This is a genomic window from Pseudonocardia sp. CA-107938 (genome assembly GCF_050936315.1).
Taxonomy (GTDB): domain Bacteria; phylum Actinomycetota; class Actinomycetes; order Mycobacteriales; family Pseudonocardiaceae; genus Pseudonocardia.
The window spans coordinates 6,085,857-6,103,883 of record NZ_JBNJNA010000001.1 but is presented as its reverse complement, the minus strand read 5'-3'; the positions used below and the strand labels follow the sequence as shown (position 1 = coordinate 6,103,883).

Below are 18,027 nucleotides of genomic sequence, written 5' to 3'. Positions count from 1 at the left end.
ACCTGGATCCGGCCACGGTCGCCGAGTCGATCGCATGAGTCGCCGGCCGCGGGCCGACGTCGACGTCAACCACCTGCTGATCCGCCCGATCGGCCCCGAGCGCCGACGCTCAGCCGGTGACGAGCTGGTCGACGGGTTCGCGGCGGACGTGCAGGTCCCAGTGGCGGCGCCCGATCTGCTCGGGCTCGGTGAGCACCGCGCCTTCCGGGGGCGGCCGGCGCGCCGATCGCGACGTGGCCGGCGAAGATCCCCTGTCCGCCACCTCCGCGTCGAGGCCGAGCACCCACCTGCGCGTGCCGGACGACGCAGGCACCTCGTACTTCGCCGGACGTTCGGCCAGCGTCCCGTAGGGGCCCGTCCGGGATGATCAGTGTGGCTCGCACCACCGACGACTGCGCCCCGCGCCGACATGCATGGCGCGGGGCGGCCGTCGATCCCGCGGAGCCGTCAGAGCGTCGGGACCTGCGTGCGCCAGGGCCGGGCCGCTTCGAACGCTGCGGCGGCGGTCATGACGGTGAGCTCGTCGTAGGTGCGGCCGACGATCTGCAGCCCGGTCGGCACACCTGCGGAGCTGAAGCCTGAGGGGACCGAGGCGACGGGGCACTGGCTGACCAGGTTGAACGGGTAGGTCAGCGCCCACTGCACGTAGGCGTCGACGCGCTTGCCGTTGATCCGGAAGTCCGGGTCGGCGTTGTCGTGGTCGGCCCTGAGCGCCTTGGCGGCGATCGTGGGGCAGAGCAGGAAGTCGTGGTCGTCGAGGATCGGGCCGAGGGAGTTGTACATCTCGGTGCGGACGTACTGGGTGCGGATGTCGCGCACTGCCGGGTGGGTCAGGCCGCGCTCGAGGACGCCCCGGGCGAAGGGGTCCATCTCGTAGCCCCAGCGGGGGAGCAGGTCGCCGCACGCCGCGGCGAACATGGCCTCCCAGTGGACCATCCAGGCGTCGTAGGTGGCCATGTTCCAGCCCAGGTCGACCTCCTCCACGGTCGCGCCGAGCTCGCGGAAGACCTCGACGGCGGCGCGGGTGTTCGTCGCGACCTCGTCGTCGACCTCGAAGTATCCGAGGTCGGGTGAGTACGCGATCTTCCAGCTGCGCACCGCGTCGAGGTCGAAGGTGGTGGGCAGCGTCTGCGTCGGGCGCACCGTCGAGATGTCGCGGGGGTGCGGGCCGGCCATGGCGTTCTGCATGAGGGCGGCGTCGGCCACGGTGCGGGTGATCGGCCCGAAGTGCAGCAGCTCCTCCAGCGTCGACGGCAGCAGGCCGGAGGGGTTGCGGCCGAACGCCGGCTTCAGCCCGAAGATCCCGTTCATCGAGGCGGGGATGCGGATCGAACCCCCGCCGTCGGTGCCGTCGGCGATCGTCGCCATCCCGGTCGCGACGGCCACCCCGGACCCACCGGAGGACCCGCCTGCGCTGCACTCCAGGTTCCACGGGTTGCGGGTGATGCCCCAGAGTGGCGACGAGGTGTTGCCGGAGTGCCCGAACTCGGGCGTGGTGGTTTGCATGTGCATGATCGCGCCCGCGTCGAAGAGCCGCTGCACCGTCGGCATGGTGACCTCGGCACGAACTCCCGCGTACACCCGTGATCCCCAGGTGACGACCTCGCCCTCGATCGGGTGCAGGTCCTTGATCGCCACCGGGATGCCTTCGAGCGGCCGGGTCGGCTCGCCGGCCGCGTAGCGCTGCTCGGCGACCCGGGCCTGCTCCATCGCGCGGTCGAAGTGCGTCGCCGTGACGGCGTTGACCTTCGAGTTGACCGCCTCGTAGCGCTCGATCAGCGCCTGCAGCAGCTCGACGGGGGAGAGCTCGCGTCGGGTGAACAGGTCGACGGCCTCGGTCGCGGTCGTGTAGCAGAGCGCGTCGGCTCCGGTCGTGGTCGGGCGTTCGGCGATGTCGGTCATGGTCCCTCGATTCCTGCGGTGGATAGGTGTGCTCAGCGGCGGGACGGGCCCGTCACTGCGGCTCGTGGCAGCAGGCTGTGCCGGCGTGCGGCACGGGCCGAGGCAGGTCGAGCACGGGGTTGCGGTCGAAGAACCCGAACGGCTGCAGTGCGAACCCGACGTGCTGGCGGGGCATGACCGGCCAGTCCTCGAGCCGCACCACGTGGTGCATGCCGAACGTGTACCAGACGACCAGGTCCCGGTCGGCGATCTCGCGGTCGGCTGCGGTCCAGGCCGGCAGGCCGTCCCCGCCGCGGGACTGGTTGGGGTACTCGCCCGCGGGGAACCGCTCCTGCGGGTCGTACGCGGTCACCCACAGGGTGTTCGTCGCGAACGCGGCGCGCGCGGACACGTGCGCGTCCGGCGCGGCGGCGAGCGTGATCGCGTCGGTGGGGACGAGGCGGTACGCGACCGGCTCGCCGACGAGGTTGCGCCGCCCGTGGTTGACGACCTTCCAGAAGCGGTGCCGGGAGGCGTCGGCGAGCCGGATGGCGTCCTGCTCCCGTTCGAGGAGCCGGTCGACGGTGTAGAAGCAGCTGCCGATCGGGTTGTCCTGCGGCACCTCGGTCTCCACCTCGTAGACGGCGTTCTCGGTGCCGTCGAGGGCGAAGTCGAGCCGGACGTTGAAGATGTGCTGGTGGATGGGGGCGTAGAGCCCGCCGTTGTTCAGCGTCTGCCCGTAGCGCGACTTCTGCCCTGCGGGCTGGCCGGCCGTGGAGAGGATGCCGGTCGCCTTGACGAGGAACTCGATGGTGCCGTCGAGGTAGAGGTGCCAGTAGAACCCGTACTCGTAGTTGGCGACGGTGGCGATGAACGACACGACCAGCCGGCGGGAACGGCGGACCTCGGCCGAGTCGTCGCGGAAGTCGTAGTGCTTCCACGCGATGGAGTCGTCCTCCTCGTGCATGCACACCGCGTTGCGGATCGTCACCGGGTTGCCGTGGCTGTCGGTGACGACGCCGTCGAAGTACCGGATCTCGCCGAGGCAGTCGCAGCCGAGCGCCAGCGAGTTGGCCAGCGCGCCGATGTTGTACTCGCCGGCGTCGAAGGCGTTCTTGCGGTACTGCACGGCCGACGGGTCGCCGTAGGGCACGACCATCTCGACCAGTGACGCCCGGTGCAGCACCGAGCGGTCCTCGTCGCCGTCGCGGTAGCGCAGCTGGTGCAGGACGACACCTTCGCGGGCGGTGAAGCCGGTGCGGAACGACCAGTTCGCCCAGCGCACGTGGTGGCCGTCGACGTCGAAGGACGGGCCGTCTGGCTGGACGATCTCGAGGGGCTTGAGGTCGGTGCGGGCCGGGCCGACGTGCCGGGGCAGGTAGTTGCCCTCGACCCGGGGGACCTCGACGACGCCGTGGTCCTCGATCTCGACGACCTCGCCCGCGTTGAGGTCGTAGACGATGACGAGGTTCTCCGCGGGGTGGGCGTAGGGGTTGTCGTCGGGGTGGAGCCGCGTGTAGACGAGCGCGCGCATCAGCCGGCGCCCCTCGTCGTCGACGCCGTAGTAGCCGGCCGACCACGGCTCGATGCACACGAGATCGAGGTCGGTGAGCCCGCGTCCGGCCAGCACCTCGACCACCCGGGGATCCGCCTTGCAGGCGCGCTCCACCTCGTCGAACTCGTCGAGCATGATCGCGGGCTGGGTGCCGGCCGGCAGCGTCGTCCACCGGGTCACGGTGCCGGCTCCGAGGTCGACGTCGGCCTCGTGGGCGCTGCCGGTGGCTCGGTCGATCAGCACGGCGAACGCGGTGCGCGGCACCGCGGACAGCTCGCCCCGCAGCGCTTCCTTGGCCGGTTCGGCGAGGGTGACCGACACGAACCGGAACGAGTCCGCCGCCGCAGGCCCGCCGCGCAGCACGGCCACCGCACGCGTGATCTCCGTGGCCGACAGCGGGTCCAGGGGGTGCACGGTCGCCGTGGCGGAACGGGCGGGAGTCGTCGCGGTCACGGGTGCCCTTTCGACGGACAGGCGTGGGTGGGGTGCTCGGCGCCGGCCAGGAGGGACGCACGAGGTGCGCGCGGTGCAGGGGCCGGCACCGGTCTCGGCGCCGTGCCCGATCCGCGGACCGATCAGGAGCTGTGATCAGGGAGTCTAGGGACGGCCCGGGCCGCGCAGCATCGGTCAGCTGACGTATCTGTGCTGGTCACGCCCGTGCGGACTCAGGGGCGCCGCGTCGCCGCCAGCCCGGCCGGGATCAGCAGCAGACCCTCGCGGGTGGCCAGCGCTGCGGCCTCGGCCCGGGACGCCGCTCCGAGCTTCGCGAGGATGTGCTCGACGTGGGTCGACACCGTCCGCCGGCTGAGGACGAACTCGGCCGCGATCTGCGGGTTGCTGGCCCCGGTCGCCAGCAGGGTCAGCACCTCCAGCTCGCGGGCGGTCAGGCCGTACGGGGCCGGCGTCGCGCGCTCGGCCACCAGGACGGTCCCGCCGGCGCAGCGGGTGAGGTCGATCCGGTGGACACCGCCCGAACCGTCGATCCACAGGAAGCTGCCGTCCTGGGGGATGGCGGACCCCGCGAGGTGCGGCCACAGGGGGCCGCCGTCCTGCAGGATCGGGCCGACCTCCCGGCCCGGCACGCGCTGCGGAACGTCGGCGCCGATCACCGCCACGTGCGCCTCCGGGTGGGCGGCGTCGGCGATGACCCGGTGCGGGGCGAGGAGGTTGCACGAGCCGGCGAGCAGCGGGCGGAACCGCTCCACGACCTCGCGCCGCTCGTCGGTGGCCGCGTGCGAGCTCGTCCAGTTCATGTGGACGGCTCCGACGTGCACGCCGCCGGGCAGCCACAGACACGCGGTGAGACCTTCGTGGAACCCGGCGGGGAGCAGGTGGTTCTCGGCGAGGGGCGTGGCGGCGAACTGGACCTTCCAGTCGCGGGCGAGGTCCGACCACCGCAGCGCGCTGCGCAACCTGGTGCGCAGGAGGCGGAAGCCCAGGTTGTCGGTGTCCGGCACGAAGTCGGCCAGCACGTCGTCGAGGGCGCGCTCGCTGTACCCGTCAGCGACCAGCACCTCGTGCCGCGGGGTCCGCGCGAACGGGTTCGCCGCCGTCAGCATGATCGCCTCGCACCGGACGAGCCCGCGCAGCAGCTGGACGGCCTGCTCGGCGCGCTCGACCACGCTCGCAGACAGAGCGGGCCCGCCGAGGTCGGCGCCGGCAGCTGGGAGCGGATTCATGGCCACTTCCCCTCGTCTCCGGGACGCGGGCGAAGTGTACGGCGCGACGTCGAATTCGCCGACCCGTTGCCGACCGAACCTGCGCGGCTCGCCTGGCTCCTTCGGCCAGGATTCGGACCGCGATCGCGGTCCGCAGGCGGCCACGTCCGCGGAGGTGGTGTACAAGATCGTCTCCGCGTGATCTTGATGAAGGTCACTGCGCCTAAAATCTTGTTGCCCAGCCATATAGTCTTACCTCGAGGTTCACGACGCAGTCCCGGCATGCGCGCGCAAGCAGGAAGGACCCCGAGTGGTCAACATGCGGTTGCCTGAGACGAAGCAGGAGCGGTCGGCGTTGTCGACAGGAAAGCTCCTCGACGCTGCAGCCGAACTCATCGCAGAAGTCGGCTACGAGCGAATGACGCTGGCGGCGATCGGTCAGCGGGCGGGATACAGCCACGGGCTCGTGACGGCGCGGTTCGGGTCCAAGGAGGGGCTGTTGTGGGCCCTGGTCGAGCGCATGGTCGATGCCTGGCAGATCGACGTCGAGACCATGGGCGAGCCCCCGTCAGCGTCCGACTCGCTGCACGCCCTGCTCAGGGGGATGCGTCAGAGCTGGTCACGTCACCCCAAGCACATGCAGGCGCTCTACGGCCTGATGTTCGAGGCGCTCCTGCCGATTCCGCTGTTGAACGAGCGCATGCGGGAGCTGCACAGGAAGCTGCGCGACGACATCGAGCAAGTGCTGCGGCGCGACATCGACAAGGGAGTGCTTCCCGACGACCTCGACGTGCTGCGCGTGGCGCGACTCGTCGTCGGCGGAATCCGCGGCGCGATCTACCAGACGATGCTGGATCCGAAGAAGGTCACGATCAGCACGGCCCTCTCTGACGTCGAGTCTCTGGTCGACGCGCTCATCCCGGCCCAGCGCTGAGACGCTCGCGCCCGGGTCAGGCGTCCGCGCCCGGGAGGGGCGACTAGCGCCGGCGACCGAGCAACTGATCGGCGATCAGCGTCTTCTGGATCTCCGAAGTCCCCTCGAAGATCGTGGTCAGTCGTGCATCGCGCCAATACCGCTCGACCCGGCGCTCGGTCGTGTATCCGTTGCCGCCGTGCAACTGCATGGCCTGGTTCGTCACCCGTACTGCCATCTCCGTGGCTGCGAGCTTGCAGATCGCCGGGAACGTGGGGGACAGGTCGCCGGCGTCGATCGCGGCGGCGGCCTGATAGGTGAGGGCTTTCGCGGCTGCGATCTCGGTCGCCATGTCGGCCACTGCGAACCGTAGGGCTTGGAAGTCGGCCAACGGATGGTCGAACTGCTGCCGCTCCAGCAGGTACTCGTGAGAGTCCTCGAGTGCCCCGCGTGCGAGTCCGACAGCGCGCGCTGCGGTGTGGACGCGGGCGATGTTGAGGGCCTGGACGGTGTCCCGGAACCCCTCTCCGGGGAGCTTCGCGCTTTCCGGCAGGCGCAGGCCGGAGATGGTGAGGGTGAAGGTCGTGATCCCGTGGTAGCCGACCTTGTCGATCGGGGTGGCCGTGACGCCGGGCGGGAGTGTGCCCGGCTCCTTCTCGATCAGGAAGCGGTCGATGCCGGCCGATCGCGGCTCGCCCGGCGCGGGGTCGCGGGTGCGCGCAAGCAGAAGGATGAAGTGCGACCGGATCGCGTTGCCGGTCCAGCGCTTCTCGCCGTCGATCACCCACTCCTCGCGGTCGCGGGTGGCCCGGCACGAGACGGCTGCGAGGTCTGAACCGGCGCCTGGCTCGGACCCGGAGAATGCCCCGATCCACTCGCCGCGGGCGCTGCGTCGCAGGAGCTCGGCGCGGCGGTCGGGGTCGGCGACGTCGCAACCCATCGTGTTGCCACGTGCCAGCAGGCTCGGCACGCTCATCCAGCCGCGGGCGAGCTCCTCGGTGACCAAGGTACTCGGTGATGCCGAGGCCGAGGCCGCCATGCTCCTTGGGGACGCGGAGCCCGAAGTATCCGGCGGATGCGAGCCGAGCCAGCAGATCGTCGGAGATGTCCGCGCGCCGGCGATCGCTCACGTCGGCCTCGGGCAGCACGTAGTCGCGCATGAATGCGCGTGCCTCGTCACGCAGGGCGTGCTGGTCGGCGGTCAGGCTGACGGTCGCATCCAGGACGTCGTCCGGCGTTCGCATGCACGGAGCCTAGGCCAAAAATAGTTGTGTACCAACTATTTTGTGGTTATCGTCGAGAACGCCAGGTGCGTTGTGCCCGGTGACGCGCAACGCAGGGCGCCCGAGAGCCCTCGACAGCCCGCGTCAGCGGGAACCCGCCGTCCAGGAGGAGACCGGTGACCGACGCCTACATCTACGAAGCCATCCGCACACCCCGGGGCCGGGGGAAGTCGAGCGGCTCCCTGCACTCGACCAAGCCCATCGATCTGGTCGTCGGACTCGTCGCCGAACTCCGTGCCCGTCACCCCGGACTCGACCCGGCGCTCATCGACGACCTCGTCCTCGGGGTCGTCTCCCCGGTCGGTGACCAAGGCGGGGACATCGCGAAGGCCGCCGCTCTCAAGGCAGGCCTCCCGGACACGGTGTCCGGACTACAGCTCAACCGCTTCTGCGGATCGGGTCTGGAAGCCGTCAACACCGCTGCGCAGAAGGTGCGGTCCGGGTGGGACCGCATGGTCATCGCAGGCGGTGTCGAGTCGATGTCGCGAGTACCACTCGGCGCCGACGGAGGCGCGTGGTCGATGGACCCGCAAACAAACTACGACACCTACTTCGTCCCCCAAGGTGTCTCCGCCGACCTGATCGCGACCGTGGAGGGCTTCACCCGGGACGACGTCGACGCCTACGCGGTCCGCAGCCAGCAGCGTGCCGCCGCAGCGATCAGCGGTGGCTACTTCGCCAAGTCGATCGTGCCGGTGCGCGACCTCAATGGGCAGATCCTGCTCGCCCACGACGAACTGGTGCGCCCCGACACGACTGTGGAATCTCTCGCCACGCTCAAGCCGTCGTTCGCGCTCATGGGTGAAGCGGGCGGTTTCGACGCCGTCGCACTGCAGAAGTACCACTGGATCGAGCGCATCAACCACGTTCACCACGCCGGCAACTCCTCCGGCATCGTCGACGGCGCCGGCCTGGTGCTCGTCGGCAGCGAGGACGCCGGTAACCGGGCCGGGCTCACTCCGCGCGCCCGGGTCGTCGCGTCCGCGGTCAGCGGCGCCGACTCCACCATCATGCTCACCGGCCCCGTGCCGGCGACGCAGAAGGTGCTCGGGATGGCCGGGCTCACCATCGACGCCATCGACCTGTTCGAGCTCAACGAGGCGTTCGCCTCGGTGGTGCTCAACTACCAGAAGAAGCTGCACATCCCCGACGAGCAGCTCAACGTCAACGGCGGCGCCATCGCCATGGGCCACCCGCTGGGCGCCACCGGCGCCATGATCACCGGAACCATGGTCGACGAGCTCGAGCGTCGTGGTGGCCGCTACGCACTGATCACCCTCTGCATCGGCGGCGGCATGGGCATCGCCACGATCATCGAGCGCGTCTGAGAGGCACCGATCGCCATGACTGCTACTCCTTCCTCCCCGACCATCGGCTGGGACCTCGACGATCGGATCCTCGTCCTCACCATCGACGACCCGGCGCGATCCACCAACACCATGACGTCGCCGATGGAGGCCGCCTTGCGGGCCACCGTCGACCGCCTCGAAGCCGAGAAGGACACCTATGACGGTGTCATCGTCACCTCGGCCAAAGACACGTTCTTCGCCGGCGCTGACCTGAACCTGCTGATGAATGCGGGGCCCGCCGACGTCGCGACCATCGCCGCCGCGACGGATGCCTGGAAGGCCTCCTTCCGTCGGTTGGAAACCCTCGGCAAGCCCGTGGTCGCAGCGGTCAACGGCACCGCCCTCGGCGGCGGATTCGAGCTCGCGCTCGCCTGTCACCACCGCATCGTCCTGGACAAGCCGGGCGTCCTCCTCGGACTTCCCGAGGTCACCTTCGGGGTCCTGCCCGGTGCGGGCGGCGTCACCCGGGTCGTGCGCATGATCGGTATCGCCGACGCGATGGTGAAGGTCGTCGGGCAGGGCCAGCGGATGAAGCCGTCGAAAGCGCTCCAGGTCGGGCCTTGGTGTCTTCAAGGAACTGGGCGAACGAGTCCCGGTTCGACACGTCGAGTCCCAGCGCGACGACCTCCGGTGCAATGGACGCGGCGCCGTGCTTGGCGACGTCGAGGTGGAGATCGCCGATCGCGACCTCGGCGCCGCGCGCATGCAGCTCCCGGGCGGTCGCGAGTCCGATCCCGCGGCCGCCACCGGTGATGGCGACGCGCTTGCCGCGGAGTGGCTGCTTTCCTGACATGGTTCGGCTCCGTTCCAAAGAGGTGGACTTCTCGGCGTCGACGAGGCGGTTCCGAGGTGGGTCAACCTGCGCTGCAGGCTGGCAGGCGGGTGTGGTCGCCGAGGGTCGCGCAGCTCAGGAACGCGGCGTATCGCGTCACCGTGATGGTCGTCCGCCGGCCGACGCTCGACGAAGTGCGAGTGCGGAAGAAGGGTCAGAAGATGACGCGTAGCAGCCGCTGGGTGGCCTTGCTGTACGGCGGGTAGACGATACGGAGATCTGGCCTGGTGGGTCTGCTGACGTGGCCCTTGCGATGGCTGAACGCTTCGAACCCGGCCTTGCCGTGGTAGGCCCCCATCCCGCTGTTGCCGACTCCGCCGAACGGGAGGCCCGGCACCAACACGTGTATCGCGGCATGGTTGGAGACGATGGCGCCCGCGGAGACCTCCTTCCGGAAGGTGCGCTCCAGCTCGCCCGACTTGGTGAAGACGTAGGCCGCGAGGGGTTTCGGTCCCCTCCCGATCCGGTCGATCGCCTGGGCCGGGGAGTCGACCGTGAGGACCGGAAGGATCGGACCGAAGATCTCCTCGGTCATCACCGCGGCCTCGGTGCTGGGATCGGCCAGGATCGTGAGGTCGACCTTGGCATCGGCCGGTGTCGACCCGCCGCCCATGACCACGTCGCCACCGTGGTCGGAGAGGAGCCGTGCGAGCCTTTCGGCTTGTCGGTTCGACACGATGGGAAGGCGGCGGCCGCCGTCGTTGCCGGGGCTCAGGTCGATGAATGCCTGCTTGAGCTTCGGTAGGAACGTGTCCCGCACTGACGCGTCCACCATCAGGTAGTCGGGCGCGACGCAGGTCTGGCCGGAGTTGAGCAGCTTGGTCCACGCGATGCGACGGGCGGCGACGTCGAGGTCGGCGTCGGCAGCGATCAGCACGGGGCACTTGCCGCCGAGCTCGAGCGTCACTGGCGTGAGGTGCCGGGCGGCGGCCTCCATGACCGCCTTGGCGATCTCGGGTCCTCCGGTGAAGAAGGCGTGGTCCATCCCCTGCGCCAAGATGTCCTGAGTGACCTCGGGTCCGCCCTGCAGCACCGTGAACGCGTCCGGGTCGAGATACTCCTCGACGAGCTCCGCCATGACCGCGGCGGTCGCCGGTGCGTGTTCGCTGGGCTTGAGAACGGCGCAGTTGCCGGCTGCGATGGCGCCGACCAGCGGACCGATGGTGAGGTAGACCGGATAGTTCCACGGTCCGATCACGAGGACGACGCCGAGCGGTTCGTAGCCGTACCAGGCACGGCCCGGGAACACCGAGAGCGGCACCCGCACCCGCTGCGGCTTCGTCCAGGCGCGCAGGTGCTTGCGCGCGTAGCGCGCCTCGGCGAGCGTCGGCGCGATGTCACCGAGGAAGCTGTCGTTGGCAGGACGGCCCAGATCGGCGGCGAGAGCCTCGGCGCGCAGCTCACCATCGGTGAGCATGTCCTCGACGCGCCGCAGCTGCTCGAGCCGCCACTCCAAGGGCCGGGTCCGGCCGGTGGCGTAGGTCTTGCGGAGCGCGGCGACCGCGGGGGCGGCATTCATGACGACGCTCCGTCGATGCGACGGTCGTCTGACGCCCGGCCGGCCCTGTCGACACTCCAGACCCACTCAGCCAGCAACAAGGCACTGCCTGGGCCGAGGCCTCGGCCTCCTTCTGTGATCATGGGGATTTCGTCCGTTGCCACTCGCTGACCCTTTCCGAGTTGCTGCTGATTCCGCTGTGTCCGTCCAGCCGGTGAACGACGCCGTGCCCGCCAGCAGCGCCCGGGGCATGCGACGGCTGGCCGGGCCGAGCAGGAAGTGCCGATCTCGCCCGGGCGCACACGTGTGACGCGGCGTGCTAGCCCGCTCCCATGACCACATTGCGCAGTTTTGCGGTGTCGACGTACTGCTGGAATCTGGTCAACTTGCCGTCTTCGACATCCCAGACGTGGCAGGCCTGCGCGTCCATGCTCTTGCCTGTCGCCTTGTACGTGCCCTTGTAGCGTCCTTCGACGATGACGCTGTCCCCGGCGCCGTGAAATGTCTTGGGGTGGAACGTGAAGTCCTCCCACCTCGTGCCCAGTTCCGTGAGCACGTTGCTCAGTATGGCGTCCGGCCCCACCACGGCCTCCCCGGTGATGTTGTAGGGATTGCTGTCCGCCTGATGCCACCTGATGTCCGGGCTCATCGCACCAATAACCGTCCGGATATCTCCGCGTCCATACGCGTCGTACAGATTCTTCAGCAGCTTCACGTTGTCCATGTTCACGCCCCTGGTGATTGATCCTCGAGTCGTCTACGTCGATCCTCACGCGCGCTTGCCTGTCGCCGCCAGGGAGTCCGCATCGTTCAGGACCAGGTCAGCGCCCTTCTCGGCGATGAGAAAAGTCGGTGCGTTGGTGTTGCCCGACGTGATCCGAGGCATCACCGATGCATCAATCACACGCAGACCCGACAGGCCACGGACCCGCAGCGACGGGTCGACGACCGCGTCCTCACCGACGCCCATCCGGCACGTGCCCACGGGGTGGTACACGGTGGCCACGGCCGCACGCAGGTAGTCGTCGAGCTGCGCTTGCGTGGCCGTCGCCGGGCCAGGTTCGAGCTCGGCCTCGATCAGGCCCGCCAACGGTTCCTGCGCGGCGATGTCTCGGACCTTGCGGATCCCGTGGATGAGTGTCTCGACGTCGCGGACGTCGGCGAGATAGTTCGGGTCGACCTCCGGGCGTTGTTCCGGGTCGTCCGAGCTGATCATGACGGTGCCTCGGCTCCACGGGCGTGCCGCGATCGCCGACACCATCATGCCGGGGAAGGCGTCGATCTGGGCGCCTCCCCGAGCGTCGACGCTCAGCGACAGCGGACGCATCGCAAGTTGGACGTCCGGGCCGACGGCATCTGGGTCGGTGCTGAAGAACGCGACCGCTTGGGAGGACGTGGAGTTCAACGGCCCCGTGCCGTCGGCCTGCCAGCGTTCGAGGCTCGCCGCCAGCGACGCGGGGTCCGCGAACACGTGGTTGTTGCTGTCCGAGTCGTTGCGGAGGCGGAACTTGAGGTGGCCGAACAGGTGGTCCTGCAGGTTGCGACCCACGCCCCGGACGTCCGCGATGACCGGGATGCCGAGCGAACCAGGTGAACAGCGTCCCCGACGCCGGAGCGTTGGAGGAGGGCGGGGGAGCTCAGGGCGCCGGCCGACAGCACTACCTCGCGGCTGCACTCCACCTCACGGACCTGCCCGTTGCGGTCGGTGACTTCGACACCGACCGCCCTGTTGTGGTCGAACAGCACGCGCCGCACCTGGGTGTGCAACACGACGTCCAACGTGTCGCGGTGCCGAACCGGCTGGAGGAACGCGACCGAGGACGATTGCCGTCGCCCCTCCCGGATCGTGCCCAGCACCCGCCCGACCCCGACCTGGTCGCCATCGTTCATCGTCTCGTTGAACGGCAGACCGGCCGCTTGTGCAGCGCGGATGAACGCCTCTGTCGTCGGATGCACCTCCGGCATGAAGCACACGTTCAGCTCGCCGTCGCGGCCGAAGACGGTCGGGTCTGCGCCGTCGAATCGGGTGTGCCTGCGGTACAGCGGCAGCAGGTCGTCCCAGGACCAGCCCGGGCAGCCTTCTCGGGCCCACCCGTCGTAGTCCTCGCGCTGACCGCGGACGTACATCATCCCGTTCACCGAGCTGGATCCACCGAGGATCTTCCCTTGAGCGAGGACGATGGACCGGCCGGCGATGTGTGCACCTGAGGTGGTGCGGTCGAGCCAGACCTTGTCCGGGTCTCCGAGAAGACGCTGCAGGCCCATCGGCACCTGCGTCCAGATCTCGTCGTCGGACCCGCCGGCCTCGATGAGCAGCACCCGGCGACCGCGGCTGAGGCGGTTCGCGATCAGGCATCCTGCCGAGCCTGCGCCTACCACGATGTAGTCGTACATGGACTCTCGATCCTGTCGTCGGGGTCAGCGGCCCGTCGTCTTCAGCGCGCCGGGGGAGTGGGTGTGACCGCGGTCACCAGCCTGCCGATAATGTAGTTGCTTGTCGACTAACTTATTTACGCGAGCGGGACTTGCTCAGAGGGGCTGCTCGGGCACTACGCGTGCGCTTGCGGCGCGGGAGGGCTGGCGTTGTCAGAGCGTGATGGCGACGAACTTCGTCTGGCTGTAGTGGTGCAGCGCCTCTATGCCCTTCTCCCGCCCGTAGCCGCTCGCCTTGTACCCGCCGAACGGCCCTTCGACGAGCCCGGCCTGCCATGCATTCACGTACACCTGGCCGGCATGCAGCGACGCCGCCACCCGGTGCGCGCGACTCAGGTTCGTGGTCCAGATCCCGGCAGCCAGGCCGTAGTCGCTGTCGTTGGCCAAGGCGACAGCCTCGTCCTCGGTGTCGAACGGCGTCACCGTCAGGACAGGTCCGAAGACCTCCTCGCGCGCGATCCGCATGTCGTTGGTGACGCCGGTGTACACCGTGGGCGGGACCAGCCAGCCGTTGCCGGTCGGGGAGCCACCCGCCGCGAGGGTCGCGCCGTCCTCCTGGGCGATGCGGTAGTAGTCCAAGACCTTCTCGTACTGCGCTCGAGTGGTCATCGGGCCGTAGGTATGCCCTGGGACGACCGTGGACTCCAGTTCCGTCACCAGCGCCTTCACGAACTGGTCGTGGATGCTGCGCGCGACCAGGAGCCGGGTCCCGGCACTGCAGATCTGCCCACCGTTGGTCACGAAGGCCATGATGGAACCGCGCACCGCAGCCTCGACCTCTGCGTCGTCGAAAACGATGTTGGCCGACTTGCCGCCGAGCTCCAGGGTGAGGGGAATGATCTTGTCGGCCGCGAGATGACCGATCTGGCGCCCGGCTCGTACCGAGCCGGTGAACGCGAGCTTCCGTACCTCCGGATGCTGCACGAGGGCTGCACCGGCCTGGAGGCCACTGCCGGTGACGACGTTGAGGGCACCGGAAGGAAGGCCGGCAGCCGACGCGAGTTCCCCGAGCCGCAGGGTTGTCGCCGAGGTGAACTCCGAAGGCTTCACCACGACCGTGTTGCCGGCCAGGAGAGCCGGCGCGATCGCTCGCGCGCCCTGGTTCAGCGGAGCGTTCCACGGTGTGATGACGCCGACCACGCCGAACGGTTCATGACGGGTGTAACCCATCATGCCGGGGCCGAGGTCGATCACCTCGCCGCCCGGCTGGTTCGCCAGACCGGCGTAGAAGTCGAAGTACGCTGCCGTGCCCTCGACCTCGAGCGGGGCCTGCCAGGCCGGCTTTCCGGTCTCGGCGCTCTCGAGCTCCGCAAGCTCCGCGGCGTTGTCACGGATCGCGGTCGCCACGGCAGCGAGGACCCGCCCGCGCGCGCCAGGCTTCTGGTCCCGCCACCCCGCGCCCGCCTCGTGCGCGGCGGCGACGGCGCGATCGATGTCGTCGGGGGTGCCGGCGGCGATCTCGCACACCAGCTCCGTGTTCTCGCCGGGGACGTGCGAGGGGAGGTACTCGCCGTCGGCGGGCGCGGTCCACTTCCCAGCGATCCAGTGCTCGTAGCGCTTCATCCTTCGTTCCTTCTCTGACGACGTCGCGGAGTGCACTCAGATGCGTCGTGCCTGGCCGGACCAGAACTGGTCCCGGATCGCCTTCTTCTGCACCTTGCCGGTGTCGCTGCGCAGGAACTCGTTCCAGCGTTCGATGCGTTTGGGAGCCTTCACGCTGCCCAGCTCCTTCTTGGCGAAGGCGACGAGCTCTTCGTCGGTCACTGCGTCGTCGTTGAGCTTGACCAGGGCGGTGACGGCTTCGCCCCACTTGTCGTCGGGGACGCCGATGACGACGACCTCCTCGACGGCTGGATGGAGGGCGAGGGTGTTCTCGACCTCGGCGGAGTACACGTTGAACCCCCCGGTGATGATCATGTCCTTGGCCCGGTCGACCAGGTTGAGGTACCCGTCTTCATCCAGGTAGCCGAGGTCGCCGGTGTGGTGCCAGCCGAACCGCGATGCCTCGGCGGTCGCGTCTGGGTCCTTGTAGTAGCCCTTCATGACGATCTCGCCGCGCACGCACACGTGCCCGACCTCGCCGGTCGGCACCGGCTTCCCCTCGCCGGAAAGGATCCGTATCTCCACGGCCGGGGTGGCGCGCCCGCAGCTGCGGAGCCGTTCGTCGGGTGCGATCCGCCCGCCGAGGTAGTGGTCCTCGGGACGCATCATCGCGATCATCATCGGTGCCTCGGTCTGGCCATATCCCTGCACCATCACCGGACCGAACGTCGCAAGAGCCTGCTTGAGCATCTCGACCCGCATCGGCGCCGCCCCGTAGCACAGGTAGCGCAGCGAGCTCAGGTCGGCGTTCGCCAGTGCGGGATGCTCCAGCAACGATCCGATGGCGGTCGGCGGCAGGAACAACTCGGTGACGCGATGCTTCTCGATCGCCTCGATGACCAGCCCGGGCTCGGGGCGCGGAAGGACCACGATGGTGCCGCCCTGGGCGATGATCGGGAAGCAGATTCGGCCGGCGACGTGGGTCAGCGGCGCCGCGGCTAAGCAGACGGGAGGCGTCGCGTTGCCCAGCATGTGCTGGTACGTGCGGCTGAACGCATCAAAGTTGCGGTTGGTGAGCATGACTCCCTTCGGCTCACCCGTGGTGCCACTCGTGGCGCAGATCGCTGCCACGTCGTCAGGTGCCGCGTCCACGGTCGGCGCCTGCACGGGGTCGATGCCGCCAAGCCAAGAGTCGGTCTCGGTATCGAACACGACGACCTGACGCACGCGGACGCGCGCCCGGGTCATCGCGTCACGGATGCCTTCGGCGAGGCTCGAGTGGACGAAGAGGATGTCGCAGTCCAGATGTTCGAGGAGACCCGCGTTGGTGGTGTCGCTGTGGCGAGGGTTCATCGGCAGCCACACCAGTCCGGCGCGCATCGCCCCGAGAGCGAACAGCACGGCATCGGCACAGTTGGGAGAGAGGACAGCCGCATGTGCGCCCACCTCGAACCCGTCGGCGGCCAGCCGGCCCGCGATGAGCCGGGTACGAAGACGCGCCTCGGCGTAGGTCCACGCCTCGGAGTCGGACACCAGGAGCAGGCGATCGGGCGCCGACTCGGTCGCCTGGTCCAGGATGTCGATCGGCCGCATCACACGCCCGCCTCACTCGTGGCTCCGACGGCCGCGCCCATCAGCGTGACCGGCACATGTCGGCACGGTCCAGGACTGCCTGGAAGACCCGGGCAGTTGCTGCATCGACCATCATCCCGTTGAGGTTCGCCGCACCCAACCCCTGCTCCTCGGCCTCACGGACCGCGTCGACCGCATCACTGGCCTGCTTGATCTCGTCGTCGGTGGGGGCGAAGACCTCATTGGCGATCGCGATCTGGGTCGGGTGGATGCACCACTTCCCGACCGAACCCAACGTCGTGGCCCAACGGGCCTCGCGCCGGTAGGCCTCCGGGTCGCCGATGTTGGCGAAGGGGCCATCGACGGCGTCGAGGCCCTTCGCACGGGCCGCAACGATCATCCGGTTGCGGGCGTAGTGCCAGATGTCGCCCGGATATCCGGGTCCATCGCCGCTCCCGGTCCCGCCGATGTGCCCGATCCGGATGCCCTGGCTCGCCGAGAGGTCTCCGACGCCGAGGATGAGGGCTTCGAGCCGGTCCGAGGAGGCAGCGATCTCCTCGACGCGGGCGAGGGCCTCGGCCTCCTCGATGAGGACCTCGAGCCCGATCCGGCCCTTTTCGAGGCCGAGCTTGAGCTCCAGCTGGGTGAGGAGGTCGTCGACGAACCAGACGTCACGGGGTCCCTTGACCTTCGGCACGATCACGACATCGAGGTTGGCGCCGGCACCGGTCACGATCTCGATGATGTCGTCGTGGCACCACTCGGTGTCGACGCCGTTGACTCGGCATGCCCGGACGGAGCGTCCCCAGTCGAGCTCGTTGAGCCCAGCCACGATGTTGGCGCGTGCCGGGGCCTTCGAAGCGGGTGCCACGGAGTCCTCGAGGTCGAGGAAGACCAGGTCGGCCGCGCTGGCGGCGGCCTTGCCGATCATCTTCGGGCTCGTGCCGGGCGTGGACAACTCGCTGCGACGAAGCCGCTGCGGACGCTCGCTCATGAGGGACTCCAATGCTTCTTGCGCTTGATGAGAACCGTGCGGCGACCTTCGGCCACCACGACGCCGTCCTGCCGCACGCCCCAGTGCTGGAACGTCACGACACCGGCATCGGGCCGGTCTGCGTCCGCGACTGCGATGACCTCGGTGTAAGCAGAGACGGTGTCGCCGTGGCGGACCGGTGCACGGAACCTGATCCGGTCATAGGACAGCTCCGTCAGGCAGTGCTCGGTGGTGTCCTGCGCGGCCAGTCCGAAGACGGTGGAGATGGTCGCCAGCCCGAACACGAGCCGACCCGGACCAAGCGGGTGTCCGTCCAGGAAGGTCTCGTTGAAGTGCGCTTGGGCGGTGTTCATGGCCTGCTTGGCCAGGAACGACGCCTCGACGTCACCCAACGTGGACTGGCGGGCGTGACGGATCCGCTGGCCGACGGCGAAGTCCTCGAACCAGCCGGTCTGGCTCAGCAGGGTCGAGGTCGCCGCGGCCGTGTCGGTGACGTCGGTCGGGACCACGAACTGGG

16 protein-coding genes and 2 pseudogenes are annotated in these 18,027 nt (G+C 69.1%); 3 read left to right on the top strand and 15 right to left on the bottom strand.

Translation table 11 applies throughout. The features are described 5' to 3' along the window. Positions 1 to 109: 109 nt before the first annotated feature. From ACQEVB_RS30210 to ACQEVB_RS30195, 4 genes are all read right to left on the bottom strand, one after another. Entirely contained in the window at positions 110 to 313 is a 204-nt protein-coding gene (locus ACQEVB_RS30210) for a hypothetical protein (protein WP_432978590.1), read from the bottom strand. A gap of 134 nt (positions 314 to 447) precedes the next feature. Further along, positions 448 to 1,902, bottom strand: a complete 1,455-nt coding sequence (locus ACQEVB_RS30205) for an amidase (protein WP_432978587.1) — start codon at positions 1,900 to 1,902, stop codon at positions 448 to 450. Positions 1,903 to 1,954: 52 nt separating this feature from the next. Next, positions 1,955 to 3,889 (bottom strand): primary-amine oxidase, encoded by a 1,935-nt coding sequence (locus ACQEVB_RS30200; protein WP_432978584.1) that lies wholly within the window; start codon positions 3,887 to 3,889, stop codon positions 1,955 to 1,957. A gap of 212 nt (positions 3,890 to 4,101) precedes the next feature. Further along, complete coding sequence (locus tag ACQEVB_RS30195) at positions 4,102 to 5,115, bottom strand: response regulator transcription factor (protein WP_432978581.1); 1,014 nt, start codon at positions 5,113 to 5,115, stop codon at positions 4,102 to 4,104. A gap of 298 nt (positions 5,116 to 5,413) precedes the next feature. On the opposite strand from ACQEVB_RS30195, the gene ACQEVB_RS30190 reads away from it, so the two are divergent. Next, positions 5,414 to 6,028, top strand: a complete 615-nt coding sequence (locus tag ACQEVB_RS30190; protein ID WP_432980656.1) for a TetR/AcrR family transcriptional regulator — start codon at positions 5,414 to 5,416, stop codon at positions 6,026 to 6,028. 43 nt (positions 6,029 to 6,071) lie between these two features. Here the strand turns inward: ACQEVB_RS30190 and ACQEVB_RS30185 are convergent, their stop codons facing one another. After that, positions 6,072 to 7,013 carry an acyl-CoA dehydrogenase family protein gene (locus ACQEVB_RS30185; RefSeq protein ID WP_432978578.1) on the bottom strand — a complete coding sequence of 314 codons (942 nt, stop codon included), beginning with the start codon at positions 7,011 to 7,013 and terminating at the stop codon, positions 6,072 to 6,074. A gap of 61 nt (positions 7,014 to 7,074) precedes the next feature. Beyond that, positions 7,075 to 7,167 (bottom strand): annotated as a pseudogene (locus tag ACQEVB_RS30180) (hypothetical protein); the annotation flags it as partial. Between the two features lie 239 nt (positions 7,168 to 7,406). Here ACQEVB_RS30180 and ACQEVB_RS30175 point away from each other — a divergent pair. Both ACQEVB_RS30175 and ACQEVB_RS30170 read left to right on the top strand, forming a co-directional pair. After that, entirely contained in the window at positions 7,407 to 8,618 is a 1,212-nt protein-coding gene (locus ACQEVB_RS30175) for an acetyl-CoA C-acetyltransferase (RefSeq protein WP_432978576.1), read from the top strand. 15 nt (positions 8,619 to 8,633) lie between these two features. Further along, positions 8,634 to 9,185 (top strand): annotated as a pseudogene (locus ACQEVB_RS30170) (enoyl-CoA hydratase/isomerase family protein); the annotation flags it as partial. Here ACQEVB_RS30170 and ACQEVB_RS30165 read toward each other — a convergent pair. From ACQEVB_RS30165 to ACQEVB_RS30125, 9 genes are all read right to left on the bottom strand, one after another. Then, positions 9,100 to 9,432 carry an SDR family NAD(P)-dependent oxidoreductase gene (locus ACQEVB_RS30165; protein ID WP_432980653.1) on the bottom strand — a complete coding sequence of 111 codons (333 nt, stop codon included), beginning with the start codon at positions 9,430 to 9,432 and terminating at the stop codon, positions 9,100 to 9,102. The pseudogene ACQEVB_RS30170 and the gene ACQEVB_RS30165 overlap by 86 nt on opposite strands. Positions 9,433 to 9,625: 193 nt before the next feature. Next, positions 9,626 to 10,990: an aldehyde dehydrogenase family protein gene (locus ACQEVB_RS30160; RefSeq protein WP_432978573.1), complete on the bottom strand. Its 1,365-nt coding sequence runs from the start codon at positions 10,988 to 10,990 to the stop codon at positions 9,626 to 9,628. A gap of 298 nt (positions 10,991 to 11,288) precedes the next feature. Then, the gene (locus ACQEVB_RS30155; RefSeq protein ID WP_432978570.1) at positions 11,289 to 11,684 is read right to left on the bottom strand and encodes a nuclear transport factor 2 family protein; all 396 of its coding nucleotides are present in this window, start codon (positions 11,682 to 11,684) and stop codon (positions 11,289 to 11,291) included. A 54-nt stretch (positions 11,685 to 11,738) separates the two neighbouring features. Further along, on the bottom strand, positions 11,739 to 12,440 hold the full coding sequence (locus ACQEVB_RS30150; RefSeq protein WP_432978567.1) for a GMC family oxidoreductase: 702 nt from the start codon (positions 12,438 to 12,440) through the stop codon (positions 11,739 to 11,741). Further along, positions 12,371 to 13,363, bottom strand: a complete 993-nt coding sequence (locus ACQEVB_RS30145) for a GMC family oxidoreductase (protein WP_432978565.1) — start codon at positions 13,361 to 13,363, stop codon at positions 12,371 to 12,373. Before ACQEVB_RS30145 ends, ACQEVB_RS30150 begins: the two co-directional genes overlap by 70 nt. A gap of 192 nt (positions 13,364 to 13,555) precedes the next feature. Next, the gene (locus tag ACQEVB_RS30140; protein WP_432978562.1) at positions 13,556 to 14,965 is read right to left on the bottom strand and encodes an aldehyde dehydrogenase family protein; all 1,410 of its coding nucleotides are present in this window, start codon (positions 14,963 to 14,965) and stop codon (positions 13,556 to 13,558) included. A gap of 36 nt (positions 14,966 to 15,001) precedes the next feature. Continuing rightward, positions 15,002 to 16,537 (bottom strand): class I adenylate-forming enzyme family protein, encoded by a 1,536-nt coding sequence (locus tag ACQEVB_RS30135; RefSeq protein WP_432978559.1) that lies wholly within the window; start codon positions 16,535 to 16,537, stop codon positions 15,002 to 15,004. Positions 16,538 to 16,577: 40 nt separating this feature from the next. Continuing rightward, the gene (locus ACQEVB_RS30130; RefSeq protein ID WP_432978556.1) at positions 16,578 to 17,510 is read right to left on the bottom strand and encodes an HpcH/HpaI aldolase/citrate lyase family protein; all 933 of its coding nucleotides are present in this window, start codon (positions 17,508 to 17,510) and stop codon (positions 16,578 to 16,580) included. Continuing rightward, complete coding sequence (locus tag ACQEVB_RS30125; RefSeq protein ID WP_432978553.1) at positions 17,507 to 18,019, bottom strand: MaoC family dehydratase; 513 nt, start codon at positions 18,017 to 18,019, stop codon at positions 17,507 to 17,509. Before ACQEVB_RS30125 ends, ACQEVB_RS30130 begins: the two co-directional genes overlap by 4 nt. Positions 18,020 to 18,027: the final 8 nt, after the last annotated feature.

Coding starts and splice junctions, on each gene's coding strand:
- ACQEVB_RS30205 (WP_432978587.1), bottom strand. CDS start 1,902: ATGACCGACATCGCCGAACGCCCGACCACGACCGGAGCCGACGCGCTC.
- ACQEVB_RS30195 (WP_432978581.1), bottom strand. CDS start 5,115: ATGAATCCGCTCCCAGCTGCCGGCGCCGACCTCGGCGGGCCCGCTCTG.
- ACQEVB_RS30190 (WP_432980656.1), top strand. CDS start 5,414: ATGCGGTTGCCTGAGACGAAGCAGGAGCGGTCGGCGTTGTCGACAGGA.
- ACQEVB_RS30165 (WP_432980653.1), bottom strand. CDS start 9,432: ATGTCAGGAAAGCAGCCACTCCGCGGCAAGCGCGTCGCCATCACCGGT.
- ACQEVB_RS30160 (WP_432978573.1), bottom strand. CDS start 10,990: ATGAATGCCGCCCCCGCGGTCGCCGCGCTCCGCAAGACCTACGCCACC.
- ACQEVB_RS30145 (WP_432978565.1), bottom strand. CDS start 13,363: ATGTACGACTACATCGTGGTAGGCGCAGGCTCGGCAGGATGCCTGATC.
- ACQEVB_RS30140 (WP_432978562.1), bottom strand. CDS start 14,965: ATGAAGCGCTACGAGCACTGGATCGCTGGGAAGTGGACCGCGCCCGCC.
- ACQEVB_RS30135 (WP_432978559.1), bottom strand. CDS start 16,537: ATGCGGCCGATCGACATCCTGGACCAGGCGACCGAGTCGGCGCCCGAT.
- ACQEVB_RS30130 (WP_432978556.1), bottom strand. CDS start 17,510: ATGAGCGAGCGTCCGCAGCGGCTTCGTCGCAGCGAGTTGTCCACGCCC.